This is a genomic window from Desulfovibrio inopinatus DSM 10711 (assembly GCF_000429305.1).
Classification (GTDB): domain Bacteria; phylum Desulfobacterota; class Desulfovibrionia; order Desulfovibrionales; family Desulfovibrionaceae; genus Alteridesulfovibrio; species Alteridesulfovibrio inopinatus.
The window spans coordinates 74,120-97,581 of record NZ_AUBP01000026.1; the positions used below are offsets into that span (position 1 = coordinate 74,120).

Here is a 23,462-nt window from a genome sequence, read left to right on the forward strand (position 1 = left end):
AACCAAAGAACGCTCTTTTCCCACTGAAAAACCATGGAAAAAAAGACGCTCTCAACAATGAAACCCCCATCACCAGCATGCGTACCCGCCTTCTGTTTCGGTTTTCGAGAACACACGCAGTGTACGCGTTTCGATGCAGATAATAAAGCCAAGAGCCCGATGGTCAAGTCAGAACGATACGTTAACAGGCAGGCAACGCTTACAGGGAATACAAAAATGAGAGTTTCGGTTGTCGGATTGTCAAAAAAACAGTAAGAATCAGCATATTACTTTAGGGCCTTCGAACAAACGTTCCCATTTTGCCCCTTGCCAGTATCAAACCCCAGAGCCACAGGATGACCATGGACATCAAGACATCTGGCCTCTATCGTCTTATCGTCAAACAGGATAAACCAACCTGGGCACGTATTGTTTTTACGGCTGTTGCCGCCGGCTTACTCCAAGGCGGCATTGTGGTCATCATCAATACCGCGGCAACGACCATCGGTGATACCGGACTCAACCTGCGCGCGCTTCTCATGTTTTTTCTCGTGTTAGGAGCCTACGCCCTCGCGAGTCATTATGCTGCCTCGCGAACAATTCGCCTCACGGAATCGGCCCTGTTTGCCACAACGGTAAGAATCGCGGAAAAACTCAGAAGCACGCGCCTTATCGCCTTTGAACGCCTGGGCAAAACACGCATCTATACGACACTCCACACCAATACAGACATTATACTGGAGACTTCAAAAGGCCTCGCCCATGTCGCGGCTGGCTGCGTCATGATCGTGTTTTGCGGCGTGTATGCCGCGTTGCTCTCTCCACTGGCGCTTGGCGTAGTGGCACTATTCTATCTCTTCGGCATTCTGGTCTACACCATCAATCTCAGAAGCATCCAATCACGACTTCGTGAAACCGAACACCGGGAACGTCGTTTCAAACATTTCTTTCAATATATTATCGAAGGATTCAAAGAACTGCGCATCACAAGCGCCATGACAAAGGACATCTTCGACAACCACATCCGCCCTGCCGCATCAACAGCCCTGGAAGAACGCATTCAGGTAGAGAACCAACTGAGCAGCAATACGGTCTTTGTCCAATCCTTCTACTATCTGCTCGTCGCCTCCATGATATTCCTTCTGCCGCGTATCAGTTCCATAAGTCAGGTGAATGTCATCAAAATCGCCGCCATTGTCCTGTTTTCCTATGGTTCGGTGACGCGCATTGTGCAGTCCATTCCGCTCATCCTTAAAGCCGAGAAGGCCGTTGCCTCTCTGACCGACCTGGAAGAGGCTCTGGACAATGCGCAGGTACAAGAAGCATCGGCTCGGCCTGGCCGATTTACCACACGCCCTTCGGAAGATCGGCATATCCGCTTGGAGAATGTGACATTCAGTTATCCATCTCATATTGAGAACGAGCCCGGCCATTTCGCTCTCGGCCCCATCGCGTTGGACATCACTCCGGGAGAAATGCTCTTTATTGTGGGGGGAAATGGAACAGGAAAAACAACGCTCCTGAAACTCATTGCCGGACTCTATGAGCCGAGTCAGGGCGAACTCTTCCTAGGAAAAACCAGCATTACAGACACCAACCGAGCCGATTATCGTAACTTGTTTTCCATAGTTTTTCCGGATTTCTACCTCTTTGACCGTTTTTATGGACAAGAGAGACTGGATGACGAACGCATTCATCAGGCGCTTGCATCCATGGGATTAACGGAGCATGTCACGTGGAGTGATGGCCGCTTCGGGGAGCTGGAACTCTCGGCAGGACAACGGAAACGACTTGCCATTGCCTGCGCTATCGTGCGTGAGGCCCCAATTCTGCTCTTCGATGAAGTTGCGGCCGATCTTGATCCCGTATTCCGTCAATTTTTCTATGAACAATTTTTGCCCGATGCGCAAAAATCAGGGAAGACCATTATCGCCGTCTCACATGACGACGCCTATTTCCACGTGGCCGACCGCGTGGTCAAACTCGATGCCGGGCGCATCGTCCAACACCGGGGAAGACAATCATGAATCCATTGACTTTCTTTCGTCAGCACAAAATCATCAGTATTTCATTTGTGTTCGTCATGCTGTTCCTGTTTGTCTACCTTTCACCGTTGATGTTCGTGTATATCTATCCGGGCCAAGCCGGCGTCTATTTTAATGCTTTGGCTCAAGAGCCGCTGGCCGACGACATTTATCGCGAAGGGCTCTACATGATTGCCCCGTGGAATAAGATGTATGTCTACACGGTGACCAAACAGAAGCGAACATTGCAAGTCGACGCGCTGACCAATAACGGCTTGTACGTCAGTATGAGCGTCTCCGCTATTTTTCATCCGCAGCCTGAAGGGTTGAAGGAGTTGGTTCGTCATATTGGTCCCAATTTTACGGACAATATTTTGGTGCCTGTCATTTATTCGGCAACACGCCAAGTGATAGGCAAATATCTCCCTGAAGCCCTCTACACGTCAGCACGCACAGAACTCCAGCGCGATATTCTGGCCGAAGCCAAGAAAGAACTGGACGGGCAACCGTTTGCCTTTGAAGACTTGGTTATTGAAAAACTTGAGCTTCCCAAAGCCATTAACGCCGCCATAGAAGACAAACTCAAGCGACAGCAAGAAGCCTTGTCCTATCAGTATTTGCTTCAACTCGCCTCGGATGAGGCCAAACGCCGGCGCATTGAGGCCGAGGGCATCAAGCAATATCAAGAGATTGTCGGCAGCAACCTGAGCCCGAACTTGCTCCGCTGGCTGGAAATCAAAGCCATGTCCGACGTGTCGCGCTCCGACAACAGCAAAGTGGTTGTCATCGGTAGTCCGGAAAACATGCCTCTGGTTCTCGATGCGGGTGGAGGGAAATGAGGGAAGGAAGAAGAATGCCTCCGGCGGATCAAGAAACTTTTTGAAAAAAGTTTCTTGATAATCTTCAAAAACTTTAGCTGCTTAAGGATCATTTATAGGGTGTCGAGGTATTTATTGAACGGTGCAGAGTATTCACCAAGACGTGGTGGACACTCCACGTAACGTTACTTTCCTCGACACACCCCACGCGACGAGGTCCGCATAAACTCCATCAAATGGGCAATATGCGGGGACGGCGGAAAGTCTTCCAGTTGCTGCAACGCACTGGAATAGGTCAGGCCGGAACGAAAAAGCAGTCGCAAAGCGCGTTTGAGAAGACGTTTATCTTCATCGGAAAATCCGGCGCGGTCCAGTCCGACACTGTTGAGCCCGACAACGCGTGTCGGCTGTCCTGCCACGGTCATATACGGGGGGGCATCCTGGATGGTTTTGGAATACCCACTGATGGTGGCGTTACGGCCCACTCGTACGAACTGATGCACCGAGGCAGCACCACCGATGTAAGCCCCTTCTCCTACGGTGACGAATCCTCCCAGATTGACCGCATTAACCAACGTAACATGGTCCTCCACCACACAATTGTGCCCAACGTGGCTGTGTGTCAGAAACGCACAATGGTTGCCGACAACGGTCCGCCCTTCTCCCTCGGGAGTAGCTGCATTGATGGTGACATATTCTCGAATCAAATTGTGGTCGCCAACAATGGTCTGCGTGGGTGCTCCAGCATAGTGTAAATCTTGCGGCCAACTGCCGATGACCGCACCAGCAAAAATATGATTGTGCATTCCAACGCGTGTATGCCCCTCGATGGAGACGCGTTCTTTGATGATGGTTCCTTCACCAATTTCGACATCACCGGTGATAAGGGAAAACGGCCCAATGGTGACTTGGGGGCCAATCTCTGCCCGGTCGTCAACAATGGCGGTGTTGTGAATATGTGCGGTCTCATGAATGGACATCGTTTCCCTCCCTCTTGGTCAACATGATTTCCCGTACAGTCCAAACTATACGGTCCACATCGTCATCCGTCAGTCCATGATGAACGGGTAAGGCGAGAATGGAACGACTTACGCTCTCGGTCACCGGCAATGCCGTCGCCATCTGCTCGAACGCCGGTTGTTCATGGACGCCTTTGGGATAATGAATAGCCGTCCCGATATGCCGTTCGGCCAATTGTGTGGCCAGCATATCGCGAGTGACCCCGGTCTGTGCTGCATCGACGCACACACAGAACTGATGCCATGCCGACTCCCCATGTGGGGATATGGTCTGCATGTGTAGCCCGGGAATGTCGCAAAGACCATCGTGGAGTCGAGACGCATTACGGCGTCGTTTGGCAAGCATGGCTTTAAGATGACCGAGCTGAACGCGCCCGATCGCCGCTTCCACCTCACTCATACGCTCGTTCAATCCACTCATGACGTGTTCATACCGTACACGTTGCCCCTGATTGGCAAGGCAGCGAATACGCTCGGCAAGGGTTTCGTCCTGCGTCGTCACCATGCCCCCTTCTCCAGCCGTCCCCACATTTTTGGTGGGATAGAACGAATAACAGCACAACCCGGACAAACTGCCGACATCCCGACCTCGGAAACGTGCACCATGCGCCTGCGCCGCATCCCAAATGATGTGCACACCATGTGTCTCGGCAAATCGGCACACGACGTCGGCGTCACACGGATTACCAAAGAGATGAACCGGAATAATCGCTCGGGTTTGCGGAGTCAGCTTTTGAGCGGCATCGTCCATATCCATGAGGAACGTTTTCGGGTCAATATCACAGAATACGGGCCGACATCCGGCCCGAACTACCGCTCCGGCCGTCGCAAAGAAGGTCAATCCGGGAACAAGCACTTCATCACCGGGTTGCAGCACGGCCAAACAGGACAACAGCAACGCGGCCGTACCACTGGCACAGGACACGGCATGACGTGCCCCCACTGCCGCGGTAAATTCAGCTTCGAACGCTCGACACTCCTGACCGGCGCTCACCTGGCCGGAACGAAGAACGGCAACGGCGGCATCAATAGCATCGTCACCAAACGTCACGTGTGCCGGAGCAAGATATTTTTCCATACCGGTCCATTCCTTCACGTTTCTGTTGGTCCTCATTGCCCGTTAAGACCATGTGGACATCGCGCTGTATCATCTCGACAGAATCCGCCACATTGAGCAGCGCATTCATATCGTGCACCGGTATATCCCGCTCTCCGCTCATTGCGCCACGCACGCGAGACAAAAACAAATACATTTGCAAGGCATACAACTGCGGTTCCCAAGCAAACGAAGTTTTCCCCGCAGGCATATCGTAACGAGGGTGATGCAACTCCACAGAGGAATCAATATCCGGCGTAATGGAAGCCAGAAAGCGCCCGTTCTCGCCATGGATTTCAACCCACTGGCTGAAGGTCTCTGACGTCATATCCGCGTGCAACGCGAGCGAAACGCCGGTTGACGTTGTGCCACGGACCAACACATCGTCCTCGACATCACTCTGTATGGTTTGTCCATCGCATATATATTCGGAATGCTCGTTTTTGGCATGCACAAGCTCGGTATCCGCGAGTCCACCCCAAAGCCAGTGTGCCAAATCAAGCATGTGGACAAGTTTCTCATAGACAGCCCCGCCCCCGAACGCACACTGATACATCCAGGCACGTGGAGCACGGCCACCGATATGGAAACGCGCCGTGTGCAGCTTTCCGAGCGGATTGCGATGTTCATGGATAACACGATGCAACCAGACAAAAGCCGGGACGAATCGGTAGAGATACCCCACTTGTAAAACACATTGCTGCGCGCGGGCTCGCTCGACCAACGTGACGGCTTCATCTCGTGTCCGGCAGAGCGGTTTTTCACAAAACACATGCACTCCGGCCGACAAAGCCTTATGAACAAGCGGAAAATGGCTGGATGTCGGTGTGCACACCATCAAGGCGTCACAGCTCCGCGCCAAAGCGTCGTCAAGATCATTCACCGTCGCAACATGGGCGTCCGCGGCCAACGCCGCCGCTCGGCTCCGATCCACATCAAACACCATAATTTCCACATCGTGTCGCGAAGAAAAATATGCCACATGCCGCCGAGCCTGATTACCACAACCAGCAAAAGCGAGTCGAAAAGGTTGTGTCATGAAAAACGCCTTTCTATAAAATGAGTTCAGATGAAACAATACAATGTGCCAGCATAGCATACAACCGCCGGACACGTCAGATACAAGAATACTTCTTGTAAAATTGAAGTTTTTTATGAAAAAGTATTTGGGGAGTGCCACAAATATTCCCCTCAAAACCCAACCAATATGGAGATGAAGATATTCCCCATGCCCTACAACGTTTTCATCTTGTATGCTCGTACTGACAACCAAGGCGCTTGAATCAACAATGTGGTTACACTTCTCAAAACCATGTACCAAAGAAAGACTGAAAGAAGGATAATGAAAGAGCAATACCGCAAGATCCCTCTTCCAACACAAGAAAGGAGCCTGTCATGAGAAAAATCTGTCTTGCGCTTTTGACCTGCACGCTATTATTCGCTGCTTCGGCGTATGCCAAGGAATGCAAAAAAACGTACGGCGACGGTGAAGTCTTCAGCATTGCCACGGGAAGCCCCGGAGAACTGGGATTACTGGAAGTTCTGGCCGACGCGTTCAATGCAAAGCACGGGTCAGCCATGTGCTGGAAGAAAGCCGGATCTGGGGCTTCACTGATGCTTTTGAAAGAGAAAGATGTTGACGCCATTATGGTGCACGCGCCCGCAGCTGAAAAAAAGGCGGTGTCAGATGGCTGGGCGCGCAATCGCCAACTCATTGGTTCCAATGAATTCTACATCGTAGGTCCCAAGGATGATCCTGCGGGCATCAAAGGTGCAAAGTCTGTGGCCGAAGCATACAAGAAAATCAGCGACGCCAAGGCGTTGTTCCTGTCGCGTGGTGATAATTCAGGGACGCACAAAAAAGAAATGGCCATTTGGAAAAAAGCCGGCGTGGATCCTTCCGGAGACTGGTACGTGACCACCAAGGACTTCATGATGGCCACGCTGTTGCGTGCAGACAAGGACAAAGCCTATTTTATGACGGATTCCTCCACCTGGGTGGCGGGCAAAAAAGACATCGAGAATCTGGATGTGCTTTTCAAAGGCGACATGTTCATCGTGAACACCTATCACGGCCTCTGCCAGCCTGAAGGTGCCACAAAGGGGACAGATCTGGGCTGCGCCTTCATCGAGTTTGTAGGCTCCGACGAAGGACAGAGCATCATCCGTGAATATGGCAAAAAAATGTACGGCGAATCGATGTACAACGACAAGGAATACGCCAAGCAGTACGACCACTGAGTTGTTGACAATCTGAAAAAAGAAATGAATCGAGCGACAAGCGTATTGTCTGAGAAAAATACGCTTGTCGCTCCGTTGCCCCAAAAGCCAAAGCATTTCTCGCAGGAATTTATAAATACAATTTCAGTGTGTTGTTTACTGTCATCCTCCACTATCGTTTGATTCCAATACACGATAGTCAAGGGGATAATGTAACAGCACCCAGAGCGTTCGCAGAGAATCTCCCGTCCCTACCGCACCCGCACCGCTTCAAAATGCGCGGCATTGAGTTCCTTGATGACAGCGTCAGCGTGCTTTTCATCCCTGGTCTCAATAATCAGTTCATAGGCTGTGGACAGCGGCGACGACGCATGAAATATGGGGTCGTACTCCAGGTTAACCACTTCGGCCCCTGTTCGATTCAGCACTGTTGCAATGTCAGGATAGACGTCGGCATGACCGCCATGAGAAACGACGCGAATTTGCGTCAACCGGCCCTGCAAGTACATGTCACGCTGTAACAACGTTGCGAAAAGTCGGGCATCAATGTTGCCTCCGGTGATTGGGGTGACGACCTTCTTTCCGGTAAACATGCCGTCGTATTGCAGGAGGGCGGCAACACCCACGGCTCCCGCCCCCTCGGACACCAATTTGTGCTCGGCCCAAATACAGGTGATAGCGAGAGCGATGTGCTCCTCGTCCACCACAAGCACATCTTCCAGCAAACGTTCGTCAATCGCATACGGAAGTCGACCTATGGTGTGAACTGCGATGCCTTCGGCAAGGGTCTCGCCCCCTGTTTTCACGGGTTGATGATGTAGCATTTGATACATGGCCGCATAATGCGCTGCTTCTACCCCGTAGACCTTGAGTTTCGGATTGATGGCCTTGGCCGCTGTTGCACATCCAGCCACGAGGCCGCCACCGCCAACAGGTACCAAAAGTATCTCGGCGTCAGGCAAATCTTGTATGATCTCCAGCCCAACAGTGCCCTGCCCGGCGATGATCAGAGGATCGTCAAACGGATGAATGAAGGTCAGCCCATTCTGCTCAGCTTTTTCAAGTGCAAAAGCCAGAGATTCATCGAATTCCTCGCCGTGAACGATCACGTCACCGCCCAGATTGCGCGTACGACGAATTTTGCTATGCGGAGTCACCGTAGGCATGACAATGGCCGAGGCAATACCAAGCTGAGTGGCGTGATAGGCCACAGCCTGAGCATGGTTGCCCGAACTGGCCGCAATCACCCCCCGTGACCGTTCGGCGGGATTGAGTGTTGCCATTTTATTGTAGGCTCCACGCTCCTTGAACGCGCCGGTGTACTGCATATTCTCAAGTTTAAGAAAAAGGTTGGTTCCTGTACGCTTCGAAAGTAGACCTCCGTCCACGAGCGGTGTGCGTAGCACATGCCCCTTCAGCCTTGTCGCAGCTTCGTTCACGAGTCCAGGCGTCATCGCGACCTGGATGTCGTTCTCCCCAGCGAAAGCTGCCCTGGACAGCCCGGGCAGGGTCAGTGCGACAGCGCTCGACAACATACTACGCAAAAAATCACGCCTCTTCATTCCAAGAGAAGGTAAAGACATATCATCGACCCCATCTCTAAAACGTTCCGATCATGAATACTCCACGAAACCCGATGGACTTCGCATTCCAATATTGAATCCAAAATCAGAGCCAAATAGTATCTTAAGCAAATCGCACTTCGTCAAAAAAACGCCCTTAAATTGTATTTTGAGTTTCACAAGGCTTATGGAGAGTTCAGAAGCAATATAACAAGATCGGCGATATAGGAAAGATTGTCTATCGTGCATGTCTCCAGACGTTCCAGGCTGGTGGCGATCACGTGTTCTGCATCCGAGACGGTTGCTGCGGCAAAAGTGCAGCTGGGATAGAGCTTGGTTCCCCCCACAACAGCCGTAACAGGGGTCACTGTGAATGTATGCGAGTTCAAAGTCAGCCCGAGGGCGTCGCAGATGTCCCCTGTGGGGACGGAATTAAAAATGCACAGCATCATTCTATGGCTCATGTCAGCTTTACCGGGGCTGCCGCCGATGGCCACGCCGTATTGGAGCTTGACGAGTTGATCGAGTTCAGCCCATTCGTCATCCCCTCTGGCCAAGGAGCGTGCGAGCGTGCCATCCTTGTTGAACCAGCTGAGAATGGGATGGATAGACGTATAGCCGATATACGTCGATAAAAGACAACTCCCATCCGAATACACGAGCATATCCCCAGGGATACCGTTTTTTTCTTCATACTCGTACGGCGCAATTTCGTTCATCCAGTTGACCTTGCCGTCTTTGTCGATCTGGAAGAGCAGTCCTCGATAGTCGTATGTCACGCTGCCTACGCCGACATACACGACGTATCCATTGTCGAATTCTCCCACGGCGAGGTTATTGTTGTAGATGTACCTTCTCGTGGTTTCTCCTGCTCTTGTGTAGTACGGATATCCCTTGGCCCAAATTTGTTCCCCGTCGCGACCGTATCGTTTGAGAGCGAGAATACCGGAAGGAACTTCTTCGTTAGCCTGATTGCTGAGCGCGACAATAAAACCGTCCGAAACGAACCAAGCTTGTCCTTCGTATCCCACGGCCTTTTCCGATATGACGTTTCCTGTATCTGGGTCGAGCGTGTAGTAGTAAATCGCTCTCGAAGTACATCCGCAAGGGCCGTCGCACCAGGACCACCCCATGGACGCCAACAGCGCAACAGAACCGTCTGTATTGATCGCGATGTCCAGAGGCCCGGCCCAACTGGTTTTTTCGTGATCAATGGTATGTTGCCAAACGAGCGAACCGGCTTTTGTGAGCTTGACCATGAACAGGTCCCTTTGGCCGTCACCGTAATACGCCGTACCGACGGCAAAGACGTTGCCCTTATCGTCAGCAGTGACCTTGGAAAGAACTCTGTTGTATTCATAGATGCTTATGTCGCCGAATCGTTGATGCCAGACAACTTCGCCTTTGTAGTCGACAAGCCCAACAGAAGCATGCTGGTAATAACTCCATTCAGATGTGTTCGCGTGCCCGGCGAACAGTAGTCCCTCGTCGATAGCCTTCATGTCACTTATTGAAAGTCCATCGGATACGTCTCCCGTTACTTTGTAGGCAGTGACAAACTGGTTTGACGCAGCGATTGCCCATGCTGGATAAAGAAGCAAAAGACCAGTGAATACAAGTCGTAACATTAACATATCCCCTCCTTACATTCTTCACGTAGTGCGAATTTCCAACATCACTCTATATAAAACGGAACATAATATTTATTTTTATACTACAGGAAAAGATTCTGTGTCCAGACTCATTTACGTACCAACCTTCCATGCGAGGTTGATCCACTCTCCAGACGCTTACTCTGCATTTTCTTTCAATTACAGCAGGCTATTGAATATAAGAAACAAAAATATAAAATGATGTGAGAAATTATATCGCTACTTCCAAACAGATGTATCTTTCCGACGAAGAGATCAAACAGAGAATTCAAGAAATCATACAAAACATTCAATACACCTCCATCTTCCTCCAAATACAAACGCCCACGATACCTCGTTGGCATCGTGGGCGCATTATCGAAAACATCACAAGAGATAGTCTTTTTTGCTTCCCCCTACCCCGCATCCTCAAAACACTGCTCAATCTTTGTCAGCAGCAATTTGCTCGCGTGGACGCCGTCGCACACAGCGCCTACAAGTTTGAGGGGGCTCATGTAGCCGTGTCGCCAGTCGATTTCGAAGGCGAGGCTTTCGTCCTGGATGTCGAGGCTGGCGAAATAAGGACGGATATCGACCTGTTTGGCCCCGCGCTTTGAGGTGACTTCCACGATGCGTTCGGAATCATCCTGGAATTCTTTCCACAGCGGTAAAAAGGATTTTGTCGTTTTTGTATCGACAAAGCGCAGGGTAAAGCGTTCGGCCGTAGGCATGGGGATTTTGCGGGCCATGGTCAAGGGTGTGGCATCGATGATGCGAATCCCTTGGGGTAATTTGGCGTTGAGGATGTCCGGAAGGGTTTCCGGGTCGGTCGGGACGCGGAAAAAGAGCCCAAACCATTCATCGAGGCTGGCGACGCCAACCGGCAAGGCCCAGCCAAAATGAAACAGTGGTTGTGGATTAAAGCCCTTGGAAAATGCCGGCTTGAGCTTGGCGCGGCGCAAGGCGCGGTCGAAGACCGTTTGCAGTTCCAGCTGACTCAGCGCCACAGCCGGGCCGGTTTTTTCGTAGCGCAATTTCAGATGCACCACTTTCTTGCCGAGTTCGTCACGGATATTCGGGTAGTCCACGGTTTCGCCCGATTCCGTTTCCCACCATGGGGTTTTTGAAACCAAATGAGGCGTAATACGGGTCTCTTCCGGCATATTGGCAGACAACGGGGAACGTCGATCGCCCATATCACACACGCCGCAGGCCGAGCAGGCGCCGTACCGGCAATCGGGTGTGCTCTTCTCTTCGAGCGCCCGACGACGTTCACGCAACAAGAAGTCTTTCTCCACGCCCGAGTGCAAATGATCCCAAGGCAAAGGCGCACCTTCGTCACGAGCGCCGAGATAGGCATCGGCGTCAATCCCATGTTCGGCGAATGCCTCTTCCCACGGAGCGAGATCGAGCTGATCAATCCATGAACAAAACAACGCGTCCTTCCGATAGGCCGTTTCCACGGCGTCGGCCAAATGGCGATCACCGCGGGCAAAAATGCCTTCAAGCCATGTCATTTTCGGATCATGCCAACGCACGGTAAACCGTTTGCGATGGCGGAAAAACAAATTGCGCAGAAACGATACCCGGGCGTGGACTTCATCGCGACTGAGCTGTGCTTCCCATTGAAACGGCGTGTGTGGTTTGGGCACAAACGGTGAAACCGCCACAGTAATATTGAGGCGTTTGGCCCTGGGACCGGCCGTGGCCAGCACCTTCATGGCGAGATCGAAAATGGCCCGGACATCGTCTTCGGTTTCCGTGGGCAGGCCGATCATGAAATAGAGTTTTAAATTCTGCCAGCCCGAGGCAAACAGCCCTTCCGCGTGCTTGAGAATATCTTCTTCGGTAATGCCTTTGTTGACGACATCCCGCAGACGCTGCGACCCGGCTTCCGGGGCAACGGTCGCGCCGGTGCGACGCAAGCGCGACATGAGCGACCGCATTTCTTCGGTGAGCGTGCCGGCTCGCAAAGACGGGAGCGAAATGGAAATTTGTTCGGCCAAACACGCCGACGCACTTTGCCGGAACAACGAATCAAGCGCTGAATAATCGCCCGTGGATAACGACAGGAAGGCTAGTTCTTCGTAGCCAGAATCGTCCAATCCATCGCGTAAGGCCTGGGCCAACGATTCAAGGCTGCGTTCGCGTACCGGTCGATACAACATGCCGGCCTGGCAGAAACGACAGCCGCGCGTGCAACCGCGTGCAATTTCAAGCGATAACCGATCATGCACGGCTTTACCGAATGGAAGCACCTGGTGCGTTGGTTGAGTCACAGCATTGAGGTCTTCAACAATGGCCTTGTGGACGACATCATAGCCGGGACAATGCGACGTCACCGCGCCGGTGGTGTCATCAGCATCAAAACAGGACGGGACATAGACGCCCTGAATCGTTTGCAAACGTGTCAACAATTCCGCGCGCGATTCTTCGGCCTGCTTTGCTGCTGCGATAGCATCGAGGATTTCGAGAATAACCCGCTCCCCGTCGCCAAGCACCATGATATCGAAAAACGGCGCCATGGGTTCAGCGTTGAAGGTGCAGCCGCCCCCGGCAAGAATGAGGGGATGGGTTTCGTTTCGATCCTGACTCCGCAAAGGGATACCTGCCAGATCGAGCATGAAGAGCACGTTCGTATAACACAGCTCGTGCGTGAGGTGAAATGCGATGGCGTCAAGCTGGGCAAGCGGTGTTCCGGTTTCCAGGCTGGAAAGGGGCACCCGTTCGGCTTGCATAACCTCGGCAGCTTCACGCGTCGGTGCGAAGACTCGTTCGGCATACCGCGACATTTCGGCATTGACGACTTCATAGAGAATCTTTTGCCCGACATACGACATGCCCACCTCGTAGAGATCGGGGAAGGCAAACGCCATATGAACGTCTACGGCCTCGGGGTCTTTGACAACTGCGCCCCACTCCGAGCCAATATAATGGCTCGGCCGCGGCAACCGATAAAGAATATCCTTCATGCATCCATCCCATAGATCCTTCCGGACCGTATCCAGAAAAAAACGCGGCCCAAGGGCCGCGTCATCTCTTCATATGCCGGCAAGCGAGGGCCGACCGGCCAAAACATTTACAAAAGCGATACCGCTTTATTTTTTGAATAACTGGCTGATGTTGGCGGTGTCACCACCCAGGCCCTTGAGATTCTTCAAGTCGCCCGGCGTAGATAATGTCAAATTGGAAGTCGCTTCAATGTACTTTGTTTCAAGTTCTTCGGGAACTTTCTTAAAATGGTACATGATGTGTTCCGCCTTGATTTCGCCAGCGATTTCATTTTCGAACGGGTAGCCAAAGGGCAAAAGCAGCATCTGAACACCCTGCTGCGTAGGAACAGTCTGGAGTGCAGCAACTTCGGTCAGCTTATTGCCTTCTTCATCCCATTTGCCCAGGCAGTTGTCGCCGTTGATCAGCTTCACCAAACGAATATCATATGCCATTGTCCTTCCTCCGATATCGCAAACGTTCTAGATCATTTGCCACAGGGCAATATGTTCCAACACGGTTGAGCATTCATGAAAAGAGCCGGGAACACACCCGTTCCCGGCTAAGCAAACCTGACATTACCTAGTGATGCGACGCCGCCCTGTCAAGACGCACGAAGCAACAGAAGTATCAGAATGTATTCTCAAGCCTATTCATTATAATCGAAGGTCGTATATCCTTGTGTACGGCATAAATTGTCGCGTTCCGCATCGCGCAAATCAGCCCGCACCATTTCCGCTACCATTTCATCCAACGAGATACATGGCTCCCAGCCAAGTTTCTCTTTGGCTTTGGCAGGATCACCCAAAAGCGTCGCCACTTCGGTAGGCCGGAAATATCGCGGATCAACGGAAACAAGGACGTTGCCGGTTTTGGGATCAACTCCCTTCTCGTCAAGGCCTTCACCTGAAAATTCTATAGCAATCCCAGCTTCTTTGGCTGCAGCGATAACAAAGTCACGCACCGAATACTGCACCCCGGTCGCAATGACAAAATCATCAGGTTCGTCTTGTTGCAACATGAGCCATTGCATTTCCACGTAATCTTTGGCGTGTCCCCAATCGCGCTTGGCATCGAGGTTGCCCAGATAGAGACACTCCTGCAATCCGAGTTTGATACGGGCTATGGCTCTGGTAATTTTGCGGGTTACAAAAGTTTCCCCGCGCACCGGAGATTCATGGTTAAAGAGTATTCCGTTGCAGGCATACATTCCATACGCTTCACGGTAGTTCACCGTAATCCAATAGCCGTAGAGTTTCGCGACAGCATACGGGCTTCGTGGATAAAAAGGAGTCTTTTCAGTCTGCGGCACTTCCTGAACAAGGCCAAAAAGCTCGGAGGTGGAAGCTTGATAAAACCGAGTTTTCTTCTCCAGGCCCAAAATACGAATGGCTTCAAGAATCCGCAACGTGCCCAAGCCATCGGCATTCGCCGTATATTCCGGCGTCTCGAACGAGACTTGCACATGGCTTTGCGCAGCCAAATTATAAATTTCGTCCGGCTGCACTTGTTGGACAATGCGAATAAGATTGGTCGAGTCGGTCAAATCACCGTAATGCAGAATGAACCGGCGTCCATCAACGTGCGGATCTTGGTAGAGATGATCGATTCGATCAGTATTGAACAACGATGCCCGGCGTTTGATGCCATGGACTTCATATCCTTTTCCCAGAAGAAACTCGGCGAGATATGCCCCATCCTGGCCGGTGATACCGGTGATTAGGGCGACTTTTCTTGTGGTCATTTCATCTCCGATTGCACAAGCTGTTGGCGTTGCCCGACCATAAGACGAACAACATCGGGCATATGATTAACGGCACGCCAGCCAAGTTTCTCCGCCGCTTTGGACGGGTCGGCTCGGCTAACGAGAATATCCGACGGCCGTAAAAGCCGTGGATCGCTTTGTACATGATCTTTCCAGTCGAGTCCCACAGCACGAAACGCTTCGGCAACAAGCGCTTGCAATGGGTATGTGGTTCCCGTGGCAATAACAAAATCTTCGGGCTTATCGGCCTGCAGCATGCGCCACATGGCATCGACATACTCGGGAGCCCATCCCCAGTCTCGGGCCACGTCGATATTTCCCAACGTCAGCACTTCTTTCGAACCGGCTGCAATACGACACGCTGCATCAATGATTTTCATGGTAACAAAACGTGCCGGTCGCAATGGGGACTCGTGATTAAACAAAATGCCGGAACAAGCAAAAATAGAATACGCTTCTCTGTAGTTGGCCACTTCCCAGAACGATGCAGCTTTCGCCACAGCATAGGGACTACGCGGATGAAACGGCGTTGCTTCCGTGGCAGGAGTCTCGCCTGTTTCACCGAAACATTCACTCGAACATGCATTGTAAAATCGAATATCCGATCGAAGATAGCGAATGGCCTCAAGTAAATTCAACGTTCCCAGCCCAATGCTGTGAAAGGTCTCAAGCGGTTGTTCGAAGGACAAACCAACCGAACTTTGTCCAGCCAGGTTATAAATCTCGTCCGGTGCCACATCGGTCAACACCTGGAGAACACCACGAAAATCAATCAGCGACAGTGACCGTGTTTCCACGTGATCATAAATACCCAGCGTCTTGAGGCTGGAAAACGACGCAATCTGCGCATCTCGTGAGGTTCCGACAACAGTATACCCCTTTTCCAACAGCAACTTGGCAAGATAGGCCCCATCCTGTCCGGATACCCCCAAAATCAGCGCTTTCTTCATGCAGCTTCCCCGCGCATCTATGCGCCTGCCGTCGAACGAAACCCCGGCAAGGCAAGCGTTTTTTCGTATATGTTCATCATCTGACGGGCAGCGTTGTCCCATGAATAATGCTGAGCCCGTTTTCGCGCCTGCTCTGACAACGTTTCGCGTAATTCTGTTTCTTCAACAAGTCGCGTCATCGCATCTGCAATGGCACTGCTCTCGGTCGGGTCCACAAGAAGCGCTCCATGAGGTCCGGTGACTTCGGGCAACGCACTCGTGTTCGATGTGACAACCGCCGCCCCATGCGCCATGGCTTCCAGCACAGGGAGACCAAACCCTTCAAAAAGCGACGGGTATAAAAACGCATAGCAATTGGCATATAACCAGCTCAGTGTTTCATCCGAAACATATCCGGTCAACACAACGTCTTGCTCAATGCCGAGAGCGCGTAGCTTGGCGACAGCTTCTTCCATAAGCCATCCTTTGCCGCCAGCCAAGACAAGCGGCGCGACGTGACCATGCCGAGCCTTGAACGCTGCATAGGCTTCGAAGAGTCGCGCATGGTTCTTTCGCGGTTCCACGGTTCCCACGGACAACCAAAACGATTTCGGAGCCATACTCGAAAATGCACCAGAGGACGTTGGCAAATTTTGGGCGTCAAACCGGCAGCCCAAGGAAATGGCTTCAATCCGTTCCCTGGGATAGTGCGGAAATATTCGTAAGAAATGCTCGGCCGTGGTGCGCGAGTTGCTTACGATGAAATCGGCATGCATCGCCGCCGTAAATACGCCGTTGAAACAAATGGCACGGTTGTCTTCCGTGGTCCACCCCGGATTTTCCACAAACGACAAATCATGCAGGGTGTACACCAGACGCGCATGACGCAAAGCGCTCGGACAGTAAAAATTGTTGGAATGAATAATGTCGGGCGATCCTAATCGCTTCTCGAAATCTCCCGGGGGATTACGCCAGAATTTTTTGGAGGTATTGAAACAGGAAAACGTCGGTCCGCGCGAAAAGCGAGAATCACCTTTGATACAGAGCGTTTTGGACGTATCCGTATCCCAAAACGCATCACCGAAGACAGGGTATTGGATGTACTCGTTCTCGGTATCGGCTTGAGAAAGTGCCGACAACAACGAGTGTGCCAAATACCCACAGCCGGCCTTGGCCTTCCCGGTCTGACTCACATCAAATCCAATGCGCATGAAAATTATCCAAGAAGTAGAGAACTATTGTGTAGAGAACGAAGGCTGTCTACGTTTTTTCCGTGATGCGGGCAAGGTCTAGCCAGCGAGCCAGTTCCGAATGGTTTGCAGCATGGCTTTCGTGACACGACCATTCATACGGAGCGCCGTCCACACGGAGATGGTACCAACCGCCGCGGCAAACACCTTGTGCCGGTCTCTCGTGATCCCCATGGCCTCCACTTTCGCGTGGGCATAGTTGAAGAGCCAACGGTCTGGCGTTTTTCCCAGCAGTTTTTTCGTAAAATGATTGATCTCTTCATGCACGGCTAAACGATGTTTGACGGTAAACGCCTCGTCATGCAACCGTGTCGCAGCCAAGGTTTGTGGAATGCGAGCAAATGTCGCTCCACCAAGCGCCAAACGAAGCCAGTATTCGTAATCCATACCACGTACGGTTTCGTTCAGCGGACCAAAGCGTTTCACGGTAGACGCACGAAAAAATGCTGCCGGTTGACTGATGAAACAGCGTTCAGTCAACACATCAAAGGAAAAATCTTCCACCGGATAGGCTTCGATAATGGCATCGTCTTCATCAATATGATTGGAGCCGCCATAGACCACATCCACCTCAGAGTGAGCCTCAAAAAACGCGGCAACGGTGGTCAATGCATCGGGATAATAGATATCATCGGCATTGAGCCAGCCGTAAATGTCGACATCAAGACGAGCGAATCCTTTATTGATGGCATTGGCTGGTCCCGTGTCGGGTTCACTGACGAACGTGACCGCGTCTCCATACGTCGACATAACCTGATGGGTTTCGTCACGGCTTTGCCCATCCATGACAATATATTGCAACGAAACGCCGGTTTGCGCCAACACGCTATTAACGGCTTTGCTGATGAACCGGCCTTGATTAAACGATGGCGTAACAATACCGAATGTGAGTGTATGCATAGGTGATTATTGTGTCGTAGCGTAGGAAACGCCCCCAACGTCCAAGGGGCGCCCTGCACCTGTAGTGGGATCAGTCATGGAGACGTCGTGTTTTATATCAACTCCACAGTCTCCTCCTCACCACGTAAACGGGCGGCGAGGCATTTGACGCCAAGAAGACGAGGATCATCACTGAGACCAGCGCGTTTGGGACTGAACGAGGGAGAGACGGTGATTTCGACAAGTCCCCCCTCTTCTTTCACGGGGGTCGTCAACAAACCACGTTCACCACGTTTCAATGTGATGCTGGACGAAGAAATATTTTTTCCGGACAAACTGACCGTTACTTTCTTATGAGGCAGTTCCGGTGGAGCAATCACATCGAGTTCGAGCAGTCGTGTCCCTTCTGCCGGAGCTGCGGTCACGGTAAACGACGACCGCGTCCACGAGCCTTCACCAGAGTCGTCTCTATCCACGCCAAACAAGCCATTCTCATAGCATCGTGTCGACTCAAGAACATCTTTGAAAACCGCCAGATAGCCTTTGGCCATTTCTTCAGGCCCACCGAAATCGGTAAGCCGCTTGCGTCCTTTGGCCACCAGCGCCTCCCGCCGGTCGCGGGCTTCTGCATCATCTAGGCCACTCCCGGCAAGCTCTTCCAGCGCCGTCACCATGGTCTCGGGTCGTTTGGGATCGAAAAACAACGCCGCATCGCCAGCGACTTCCGGCAAGCTCGTCACATTGGAACAGGCCACCGGAACATCATGCAAAAAGGCTTCGAGCACCGGCATGCCGAATCCCTCGTACAGCGACGGAAAAATAAGGGCCATGGCATTGGCAAATAAAGCTTCAAACGCCTTTTCATCGAGATAGCCTGGGAAAACGACCATATCGAATAACTTCATGGCGCGAACCGCATCTTCAATCACGGGCTTTTCATGCCCCGGTGCCCCTGTGAGCACCAGTTTGACCGCATTGTCAGGGTGGCGAGCCTGAAACATTCCGAATGCCGTCAGCAGCATTTTATGATTTTTATGCTGCCAAAAATTCGCCGGATAAAGGAAATATGATCCCGCTGTCAGCCCGAGAGACCCAAGAATCTCCGTCTGACTGGCTTTATCGACCTGCGGTAACCGGTTGGCCATGGTAATGTGCACCGTTTCCACCTGGTCGGGGACGAGAGCCGTATTGTCCAAGACGGTCTGGCGAACATACTCGGAAATACATACGAGCCGATCGGATTTTTCCGCCGCATTTTTGAAATGCAAGCCGCGCTGGTACCGATCTTCATCGGAAAAAAACGCCGGATAATACAGATATTGCAAATCATAAATAACACCCACTGTGGGAATGCGGGGGTCATGATAGAACGGCGCGGTAAACGGATTGAATAAGAGATCGGCCTTCAAAGAATGAACAAGAGAACTATCGCGATTCAATCGGTCATGAACATGGGCTTTGAGACGATACAACACGGAATGTGGAAGCGTTTTTTCCGCTCCCCAAACGAGACGTCCCCGTACTTTGCCCTTGAGTATCTGAAGTCTGGTAGGAGCATGCGGCTTCGTGTTCTCGGCATCAGGAGCTGTGCTCTCCACGGTCAAGCGGCGGGTGATATTTTCGCAATCAAGCCAGGCAAGCTCATCGTGACTTTTGTCGTTGGTCAACAGGGTATACGTCCATTCCGGCGTCAATTGCGCAAGATTGCGTATCAACTCAAGCGTCATGAGCTTGGCCCCGCCATTGGCCCCACCCGGCAGTACGGGCGTCAGGTCGACAACAACATGCCGAGACTTCGTACATGTCTCCTCGGGCTCCTCCGCGGTCTCTTTTTTCGACGAGGAACGAAACAGGCTCTGCGTATTGGGAAGTCGACCCATATATGCCAACATTGAAAACACGGGCTCCAGTCCCATTTTTTTGAGGGCATGAACAAGTTCGGTAATCTGTGCTTGGAGTGCTTCAACGCGTATTTGTGCCGTCCGGGCAAGGTCGGTCAATTCCAAAATTTGATCATGTCGAGCATTGCGGTCGGCTTCGCTTTCAATGAGACGAAGTTGACATTCACGGTCGCGCACCACCACCTCGTCACGTTCACGACACGCGGCAACAAGCGCCCCGACAGCGGCTTTCTCCGGTCCGCCGACAAAGACGGCGTTTCGCGCTGTTGTGTCTGTTGCACCAAGGGAAGAACGTGATGCAAAGACAAACATATCATAGGCAAATCGTGCCGGACGAAACACATGATGGATGAAGCCTGCTTCGGCCAAAAGCTGTTTGATGGATGTTTTACTGTATAAAAACAAATGCTCATCCGGAATCATCATACGCAAAAACGGATCGTCACGGGCAACGAGTTCATCGTAGGTTGCTGTTTCCGGAAAACACGGTGTTTGCAGCATCAACAGGCCGTCTGTTCCGGCAAGCTGACGACACCGGGACAGCACTCCAGCAGGATCGTCTACATGCTCAATCACATCCATCAAAGTCAGCACATCGATGGAACCAGGATCGGCCTCGACATCCTGGGCAGTGCCGACGAGAACATCGACACCAAAATGTTCACGAGCAAACGTCGCAGCAAAAGAACTCATCTCCGTCCCGGAAGCGGAGAAACCGGCAGCCTGTGCCAAAGCGACAAATCCGCCATGTCCACACCCGAGATCGATAAACCGCGCCGGCGGCAGACGGAATTCAAGCAATGTATCAAGCCAGTATGGACAGCGTTCCGATAAATCGGCAACAGACCGGCCTGCAATATCGCTCTGCCCAAGCGTCTCTCGCTGATGCTCAAGCCAATATTGCTTGCCATAGAATCCTTCGTCGGTCGTGGACGCGGACGCTCCTGCTCCCTGTCGGCCGGATATGGCCACCAACGTATAGCACTCTCGACACAGCGCATACGCGTCGGAATACGGTTCGAGTTGGGTATTGCCGCACCAGCATAGAGGAGACTGCTCTTGAGTATGCATCATGTTTCCGGAGTTGTGGTTTCCCCTACGGGACCAACCAACATGGTGGCCCGACCGGGCAGATTGGCGACCCCATGATGGGTAAGTTGAACCGGTTCGGTATTGCGCACACGGTATTGAACAAGAAACGCACCGACTCCGGTGGCGATATGAAGAATCTGAATCACCCCTTCGAGATCGGCATGAAAAAAATCGGAACGCCGGTCATAATCCCGTGGCGTCATCGTGGAGAAACCGAGATTGAACGTATATTCACCTGGCGCAAGATCAAGCTGCAACTCAAATCGTAATCGAATTTCCTGGCCAGCTCGGACTGCCCTTGGAACGGGATTATCGAATTGCAACGTGTTCTTTCCAAAAACAATGACACGCTTCTCGTTGGCAAGTTCCACGCCGGCGATGGGAACTCCGATATCGTCATGCGCCCGATAACGGCAATATACTACAACGGTCTCCCCTTGCTCGAAACTTCCGCGAGGATTCCCCGTAGAGTCGCACAGCGCAACGTCAAGTAACGCCATATGATCACCCGTCGCCATGGACACCGTCGAGATATCAAGCATCGCTTCTGCAGGGGGCCAATAATCGCTGTCAGCGATGGTCATTCCTTCCGTCGTCGCCGGTGTTTTTTGTGTATCGAATCCGGCGTCTGGTGTCTCGACCTGATGAACGATTTGTCCCGACGCAAGAACCATATAAAGTTTCACGGCTTCAGAAGCATCCCCAAGAAAGCGGGTTCGTCCGTGTTGGAGATACAAAGCGCGTCGGCAAAATTGTGCAACGTCGTTCATGGCATGCGAAACAAGAATGACCGCTGTTCCCTTCGCCAAGAGCCCTTCCAAACGGGCATAGCATTTTTGACGAAAAAACACGTCGCCCACCGCCAAGGCTTCGTCGATAATCAGAACGTCCGGCTCCAGACTCGTGGTGACGGCAAAGGCCAGGCGCATGAACATACCGCTGGAATAGGTTTTGACGGGTTGGTCGATGTAATCGCCAATGTCGGCAAAGCCAAGCATGTCATCAAGCTTGTCGCGCACCACGTCCTTCGGAATACCTAACATCGCCGCATTCATAAATATATTGCGGCGTCCTGTATATTCCGGATTGAAGCCACTGCCGAGTTCAAGGAGCGCACTGACGCGCGGCGGCACGTAGACCAATCCCGTCGTTGGCGCAAGAACACCGGCAAGAATCTGCAACAATGTGCTTTTTCCCGCTCCATTGCGGCCAATGATGCCGAAAGCTTCTCCACGCTGTATGGAAAACGACACATCGACAAGTGCGTGATGCTCCTTACAGAACATGCGATCGGGTCGACCCCATACGGCCTGCTTGAGCCTATCAAGAGGCCGATCATAGAGGCGATATGTTTTGGACAATCCTTCAACCCGCATGAGCGGTTGGTTGGTCTCGGACGAAGAAATATCAGACGGCATCGGCAAACCACCGTTTGCTTTTCATAAAAACCACATAGCCGATCATAAAAATGAGGAACCCAAAACAGGTAACCCCACCCAACGCGATCCAATCCGGCGTCTGACCAAAAATGAGAAAACGTCGGAAATGGTCCACGATAATATGCATGGGATTCAATCCAAGATAAAAGCGCATGCGCTCAGGGGCCAATGTAATGGGATAGAGAATCGGCGTACCGAAAAAATAGAGCTGCACCAACACCGTCGTCAAATGCTGAATATCGCGAAGATAGACGCCAGCTGCGGCCAAAAACCACATGAGCCCCAAGGTGAACAGCATAAGCGGAATATACGCCAGGGGGAGAAACACCGCGGTCCATGGAAGCGTTCCCGTCGCGATGACTACCCCAGCAAGAACAAGAAGCAGGCTCAACACCGACCCCCAGAAGGAAGCCAGCAATGAACTGATCGCTAAAATTTCCAAAGGGAAAACAACTTTTTTGACGTACACCATATTTCGCACTACAAGCGTCGGCGCCTGGACAAGACTGATGGAAAACACTTCGTAAGCAACGATCCCGGTGAACAGAATCAAGGCGTATTCAAACAGATTGGACGGCACATCCGGATTCCAACGTGCCTTGAAAATAACGCCGAACACGAAGGTATAGACGCCAAGCATGAGCAGCGGTGACAACAGAGTCCAGAGAACACCAAGTTGTGTTCCCTGATACCTGGCCCGAAACTCCTGCCCGGCAGTTTCCCTAATAAGTTCGCGTTGCGCCCAGAGCCGGTCAAAAAGCCGAACAGGGTTAAACAAACGAAATAACGCCGTTTCGGCCCGCCATTTGGCGGAAAGTTCCATCGGTGTACTATCCTGCATACGGGCGATTACCTATGCTCTTGGTG

17 protein-coding genes are annotated in these 23,462 nt (G+C 52.0%); 3 read left to right on the forward strand and 14 right to left on the reverse strand.

Annotated elements, in window-relative coordinates; translation table 11 throughout:
* The first annotated feature begins 341 nt into the window (after positions 1-341).
* Positions 342-2,006, forward strand: coding sequence for a cyclic peptide export ABC transporter (locus G451_RS0115745; RefSeq protein ID WP_027185013.1), 1,665 nt, complete (start codon positions 342-344; stop codon positions 2,004-2,006).
* On the forward strand, positions 2,003-2,842 hold the full coding sequence (locus tag G451_RS0115750) for a prohibitin family protein (RefSeq protein WP_027185014.1): 840 nt from the start codon (positions 2,003-2,005) through the stop codon (positions 2,840-2,842). The genes G451_RS0115745 and G451_RS0115750 overlap by 4 nt, the downstream gene beginning before the upstream one ends.
* Before the next feature lie 164 nt (positions 2,843-3,006).
* Here the strand turns inward: G451_RS0115750 and lpxA are convergent, their stop codons facing one another.
* From lpxA to G451_RS0115765, 3 genes are read right to left on the reverse strand one after another with little or no spacing between them, the layout of a single operon-like run.
* Positions 3,007-3,801 carry an acyl-ACP--UDP-N-acetylglucosamine O-acyltransferase gene (gene lpxA, locus G451_RS0115755; protein WP_027185015.1) on the reverse strand — a complete coding sequence of 265 codons (795 nt, stop codon included), beginning with the start codon at positions 3,799-3,801 and terminating at the stop codon, positions 3,007-3,009.
* On the reverse strand, positions 3,788-4,918 hold the full coding sequence (locus G451_RS0115760; RefSeq protein WP_169727890.1) for a DegT/DnrJ/EryC1/StrS family aminotransferase: 1,131 nt from the start codon (positions 4,916-4,918) through the stop codon (positions 3,788-3,790). The genes lpxA and G451_RS0115760 overlap by 14 nt, the downstream gene beginning before the upstream one ends.
* Positions 4,878-5,975 (reverse strand): Gfo/Idh/MocA family protein, encoded by a 1,098-nt coding sequence (locus G451_RS0115765; protein ID WP_027185017.1) that lies wholly within the window; start codon positions 5,973-5,975, stop codon positions 4,878-4,880. Before G451_RS0115765 ends, G451_RS0115760 begins: the two co-directional genes overlap by 41 nt.
* Positions 5,976-6,331: 356 nt before the next feature.
* Between G451_RS0115765 and G451_RS0115770 the strand changes: the two genes are divergently transcribed.
* Entirely contained in the window at positions 6,332-7,177 is an 846-nt protein-coding gene (locus G451_RS0115770; protein ID WP_027185018.1) for an ABC transporter substrate-binding protein, read from the forward strand.
* Between the two features lie 230 nt (positions 7,178-7,407).
* On the opposite strand, the gene G451_RS0115775 is transcribed toward G451_RS0115770, so the two are convergent.
* The 11 genes from G451_RS0115775 to G451_RS0115825 form a co-directional block, all read right to left on the reverse strand.
* Positions 7,408-8,739 (reverse strand): pyridoxal-phosphate dependent enzyme, encoded by a 1,332-nt coding sequence (locus tag G451_RS0115775; RefSeq protein ID WP_051261563.1) that lies wholly within the window; start codon positions 8,737-8,739, stop codon positions 7,408-7,410.
* Between the two features lie 164 nt (positions 8,740-8,903).
* Positions 8,904-10,352: a hypothetical protein gene (locus G451_RS0115780; RefSeq protein ID WP_027185020.1), complete on the reverse strand. Its 1,449-nt coding sequence runs from the start codon at positions 10,350-10,352 to the stop codon at positions 8,904-8,906.
* Between the two features lie 413 nt (positions 10,353-10,765).
* Positions 10,766-13,321 carry a TIGR03960 family B12-binding radical SAM protein gene (locus G451_RS0115785; RefSeq protein WP_027185021.1) on the reverse strand — a complete coding sequence of 852 codons (2,556 nt, stop codon included), beginning with the start codon at positions 13,319-13,321 and terminating at the stop codon, positions 10,766-10,768.
* A gap of 126 nt (positions 13,322-13,447) precedes the next feature.
* Positions 13,448-13,795, reverse strand: a complete 348-nt coding sequence (locus tag G451_RS0115790) for a hypothetical protein (RefSeq protein WP_027185022.1) — start codon at positions 13,793-13,795, stop codon at positions 13,448-13,450.
* Between the two features lie 194 nt (positions 13,796-13,989).
* Positions 13,990-15,084, reverse strand: a complete 1,095-nt coding sequence (gene gmd / locus G451_RS0115795; RefSeq protein ID WP_034642468.1) for a GDP-mannose 4,6-dehydratase — start codon at positions 15,082-15,084, stop codon at positions 13,990-13,992.
* Entirely contained in the window at positions 15,081-16,055 is a 975-nt protein-coding gene (locus G451_RS0115800) for a GDP-mannose 4,6-dehydratase (RefSeq protein WP_027185024.1), read from the reverse strand. The genes gmd and G451_RS0115800 overlap by 4 nt, the downstream gene beginning before the upstream one ends.
* Positions 16,056-16,072: 17 nt before the next feature.
* Entirely contained in the window at positions 16,073-17,245 is a 1,173-nt protein-coding gene (locus G451_RS0115805) for a glycosyltransferase family 4 protein (RefSeq protein ID WP_027185025.1), read from the reverse strand.
* Between the two features lie 78 nt (positions 17,246-17,323).
* The gene (locus G451_RS0115810) at positions 17,324-18,184 is read right to left on the reverse strand and encodes a glycosyltransferase family 2 protein (protein ID WP_027185026.1); all 861 of its coding nucleotides are present in this window, start codon (positions 18,182-18,184) and stop codon (positions 17,324-17,326) included.
* A 92-nt stretch (positions 18,185-18,276) separates the two neighbouring features.
* Positions 18,277-21,138, reverse strand: a complete 2,862-nt coding sequence (locus G451_RS32945; protein WP_084448609.1) for a glycosyltransferase — start codon at positions 21,136-21,138, stop codon at positions 18,277-18,279.
* A complete protein-coding gene (locus G451_RS0115820; protein ID WP_027185028.1) occupies positions 21,135-22,574 on the reverse strand; it encodes an ABC transporter ATP-binding protein in 1,440 nt (479 codons plus the stop codon). The genes G451_RS32945 and G451_RS0115820 overlap by 4 nt, the downstream gene beginning before the upstream one ends.
* Positions 22,564-23,418 (reverse strand): ABC transporter permease, encoded by an 855-nt coding sequence (locus G451_RS0115825; RefSeq protein WP_051261565.1) that lies wholly within the window; start codon positions 23,416-23,418, stop codon positions 22,564-22,566. Before G451_RS0115825 ends, G451_RS0115820 begins: the two co-directional genes overlap by 11 nt.
* Positions 23,419-23,462: the final 44 nt, after the last annotated feature.

Excerpts from the sequence above, each read along its gene's own strand:
- G451_RS0115745 (WP_027185013.1), top strand. The coding sequence starts at position 342 with ATGGACATCAAGACATCTGGCCTCTATCGTCTTATCGTCAAACAGGAT.
- G451_RS0115750 (WP_027185014.1), top strand. The coding sequence starts at position 2,003 with ATGAATCCATTGACTTTCTTTCGTCAGCACAAAATCATCAGTATTTCA.
- lpxA (WP_027185015.1), bottom strand. The coding sequence starts at position 3,801 with ATGTCCATTCATGAGACCGCACATATTCACAACACCGCCATTGTTGAC.
- G451_RS0115760 (WP_169727890.1), bottom strand. The coding sequence starts at position 4,918 with ATGGAAAAATATCTTGCTCCGGCACACGTGACGTTTGGTGACGATGCT.
- G451_RS0115765 (WP_027185017.1), bottom strand. The coding sequence starts at position 5,975 with ATGACACAACCTTTTCGACTCGCTTTTGCTGGTTGTGGTAATCAGGCT.
- G451_RS0115770 (WP_027185018.1), top strand. The coding sequence starts at position 6,332 with ATGAGAAAAATCTGTCTTGCGCTTTTGACCTGCACGCTATTATTCGCT.
- G451_RS0115775 (WP_051261563.1), bottom strand. The coding sequence starts at position 8,739 with ATGTCTTTACCTTCTCTTGGAATGAAGAGGCGTGATTTTTTGCGTAGT.
- G451_RS0115780 (WP_027185020.1), bottom strand. The coding sequence starts at position 10,352 with ATGTTAATGTTACGACTTGTATTCACTGGTCTTTTGCTTCTTTATCCA.
- G451_RS0115785 (WP_027185021.1), bottom strand. The coding sequence starts at position 13,321 with ATGAAGGATATTCTTTATCGGTTGCCGCGGCCGAGCCATTATATTGGC.
- G451_RS0115790 (WP_027185022.1), bottom strand. The coding sequence starts at position 13,795 with ATGGCATATGATATTCGTTTGGTGAAGCTGATCAACGGCGACAACTGC.
- gmd (WP_034642468.1), bottom strand. The coding sequence starts at position 15,084 with ATGACCACAAGAAAAGTCGCCCTAATCACCGGTATCACCGGCCAGGAT.
- G451_RS0115800 (WP_027185024.1), bottom strand. The coding sequence starts at position 16,055 with ATGAAGAAAGCGCTGATTTTGGGGGTATCCGGACAGGATGGGGCCTAT.
- G451_RS0115805 (WP_027185025.1), bottom strand. The coding sequence starts at position 17,245 with ATGCGCATTGGATTTGATGTGAGTCAGACCGGGAAGGCCAAGGCCGGC.
- G451_RS0115810 (WP_027185026.1), bottom strand. The coding sequence starts at position 18,184 with ATGCATACACTCACATTCGGTATTGTTACGCCATCGTTTAATCAAGGC.
- G451_RS32945 (WP_084448609.1), bottom strand. The coding sequence starts at position 21,138 with ATGATGCATACTCAAGAGCAGTCTCCTCTATGCTGGTGCGGCAATACC.
- G451_RS0115820 (WP_027185028.1), bottom strand. The coding sequence starts at position 22,574 with ATGCCGTCTGATATTTCTTCGTCCGAGACCAACCAACCGCTCATGCGG.
- G451_RS0115825 (WP_051261565.1), bottom strand. The coding sequence starts at position 23,418 with ATGGAACTTTCCGCCAAATGGCGGGCCGAAACGGCGTTATTTCGTTTG.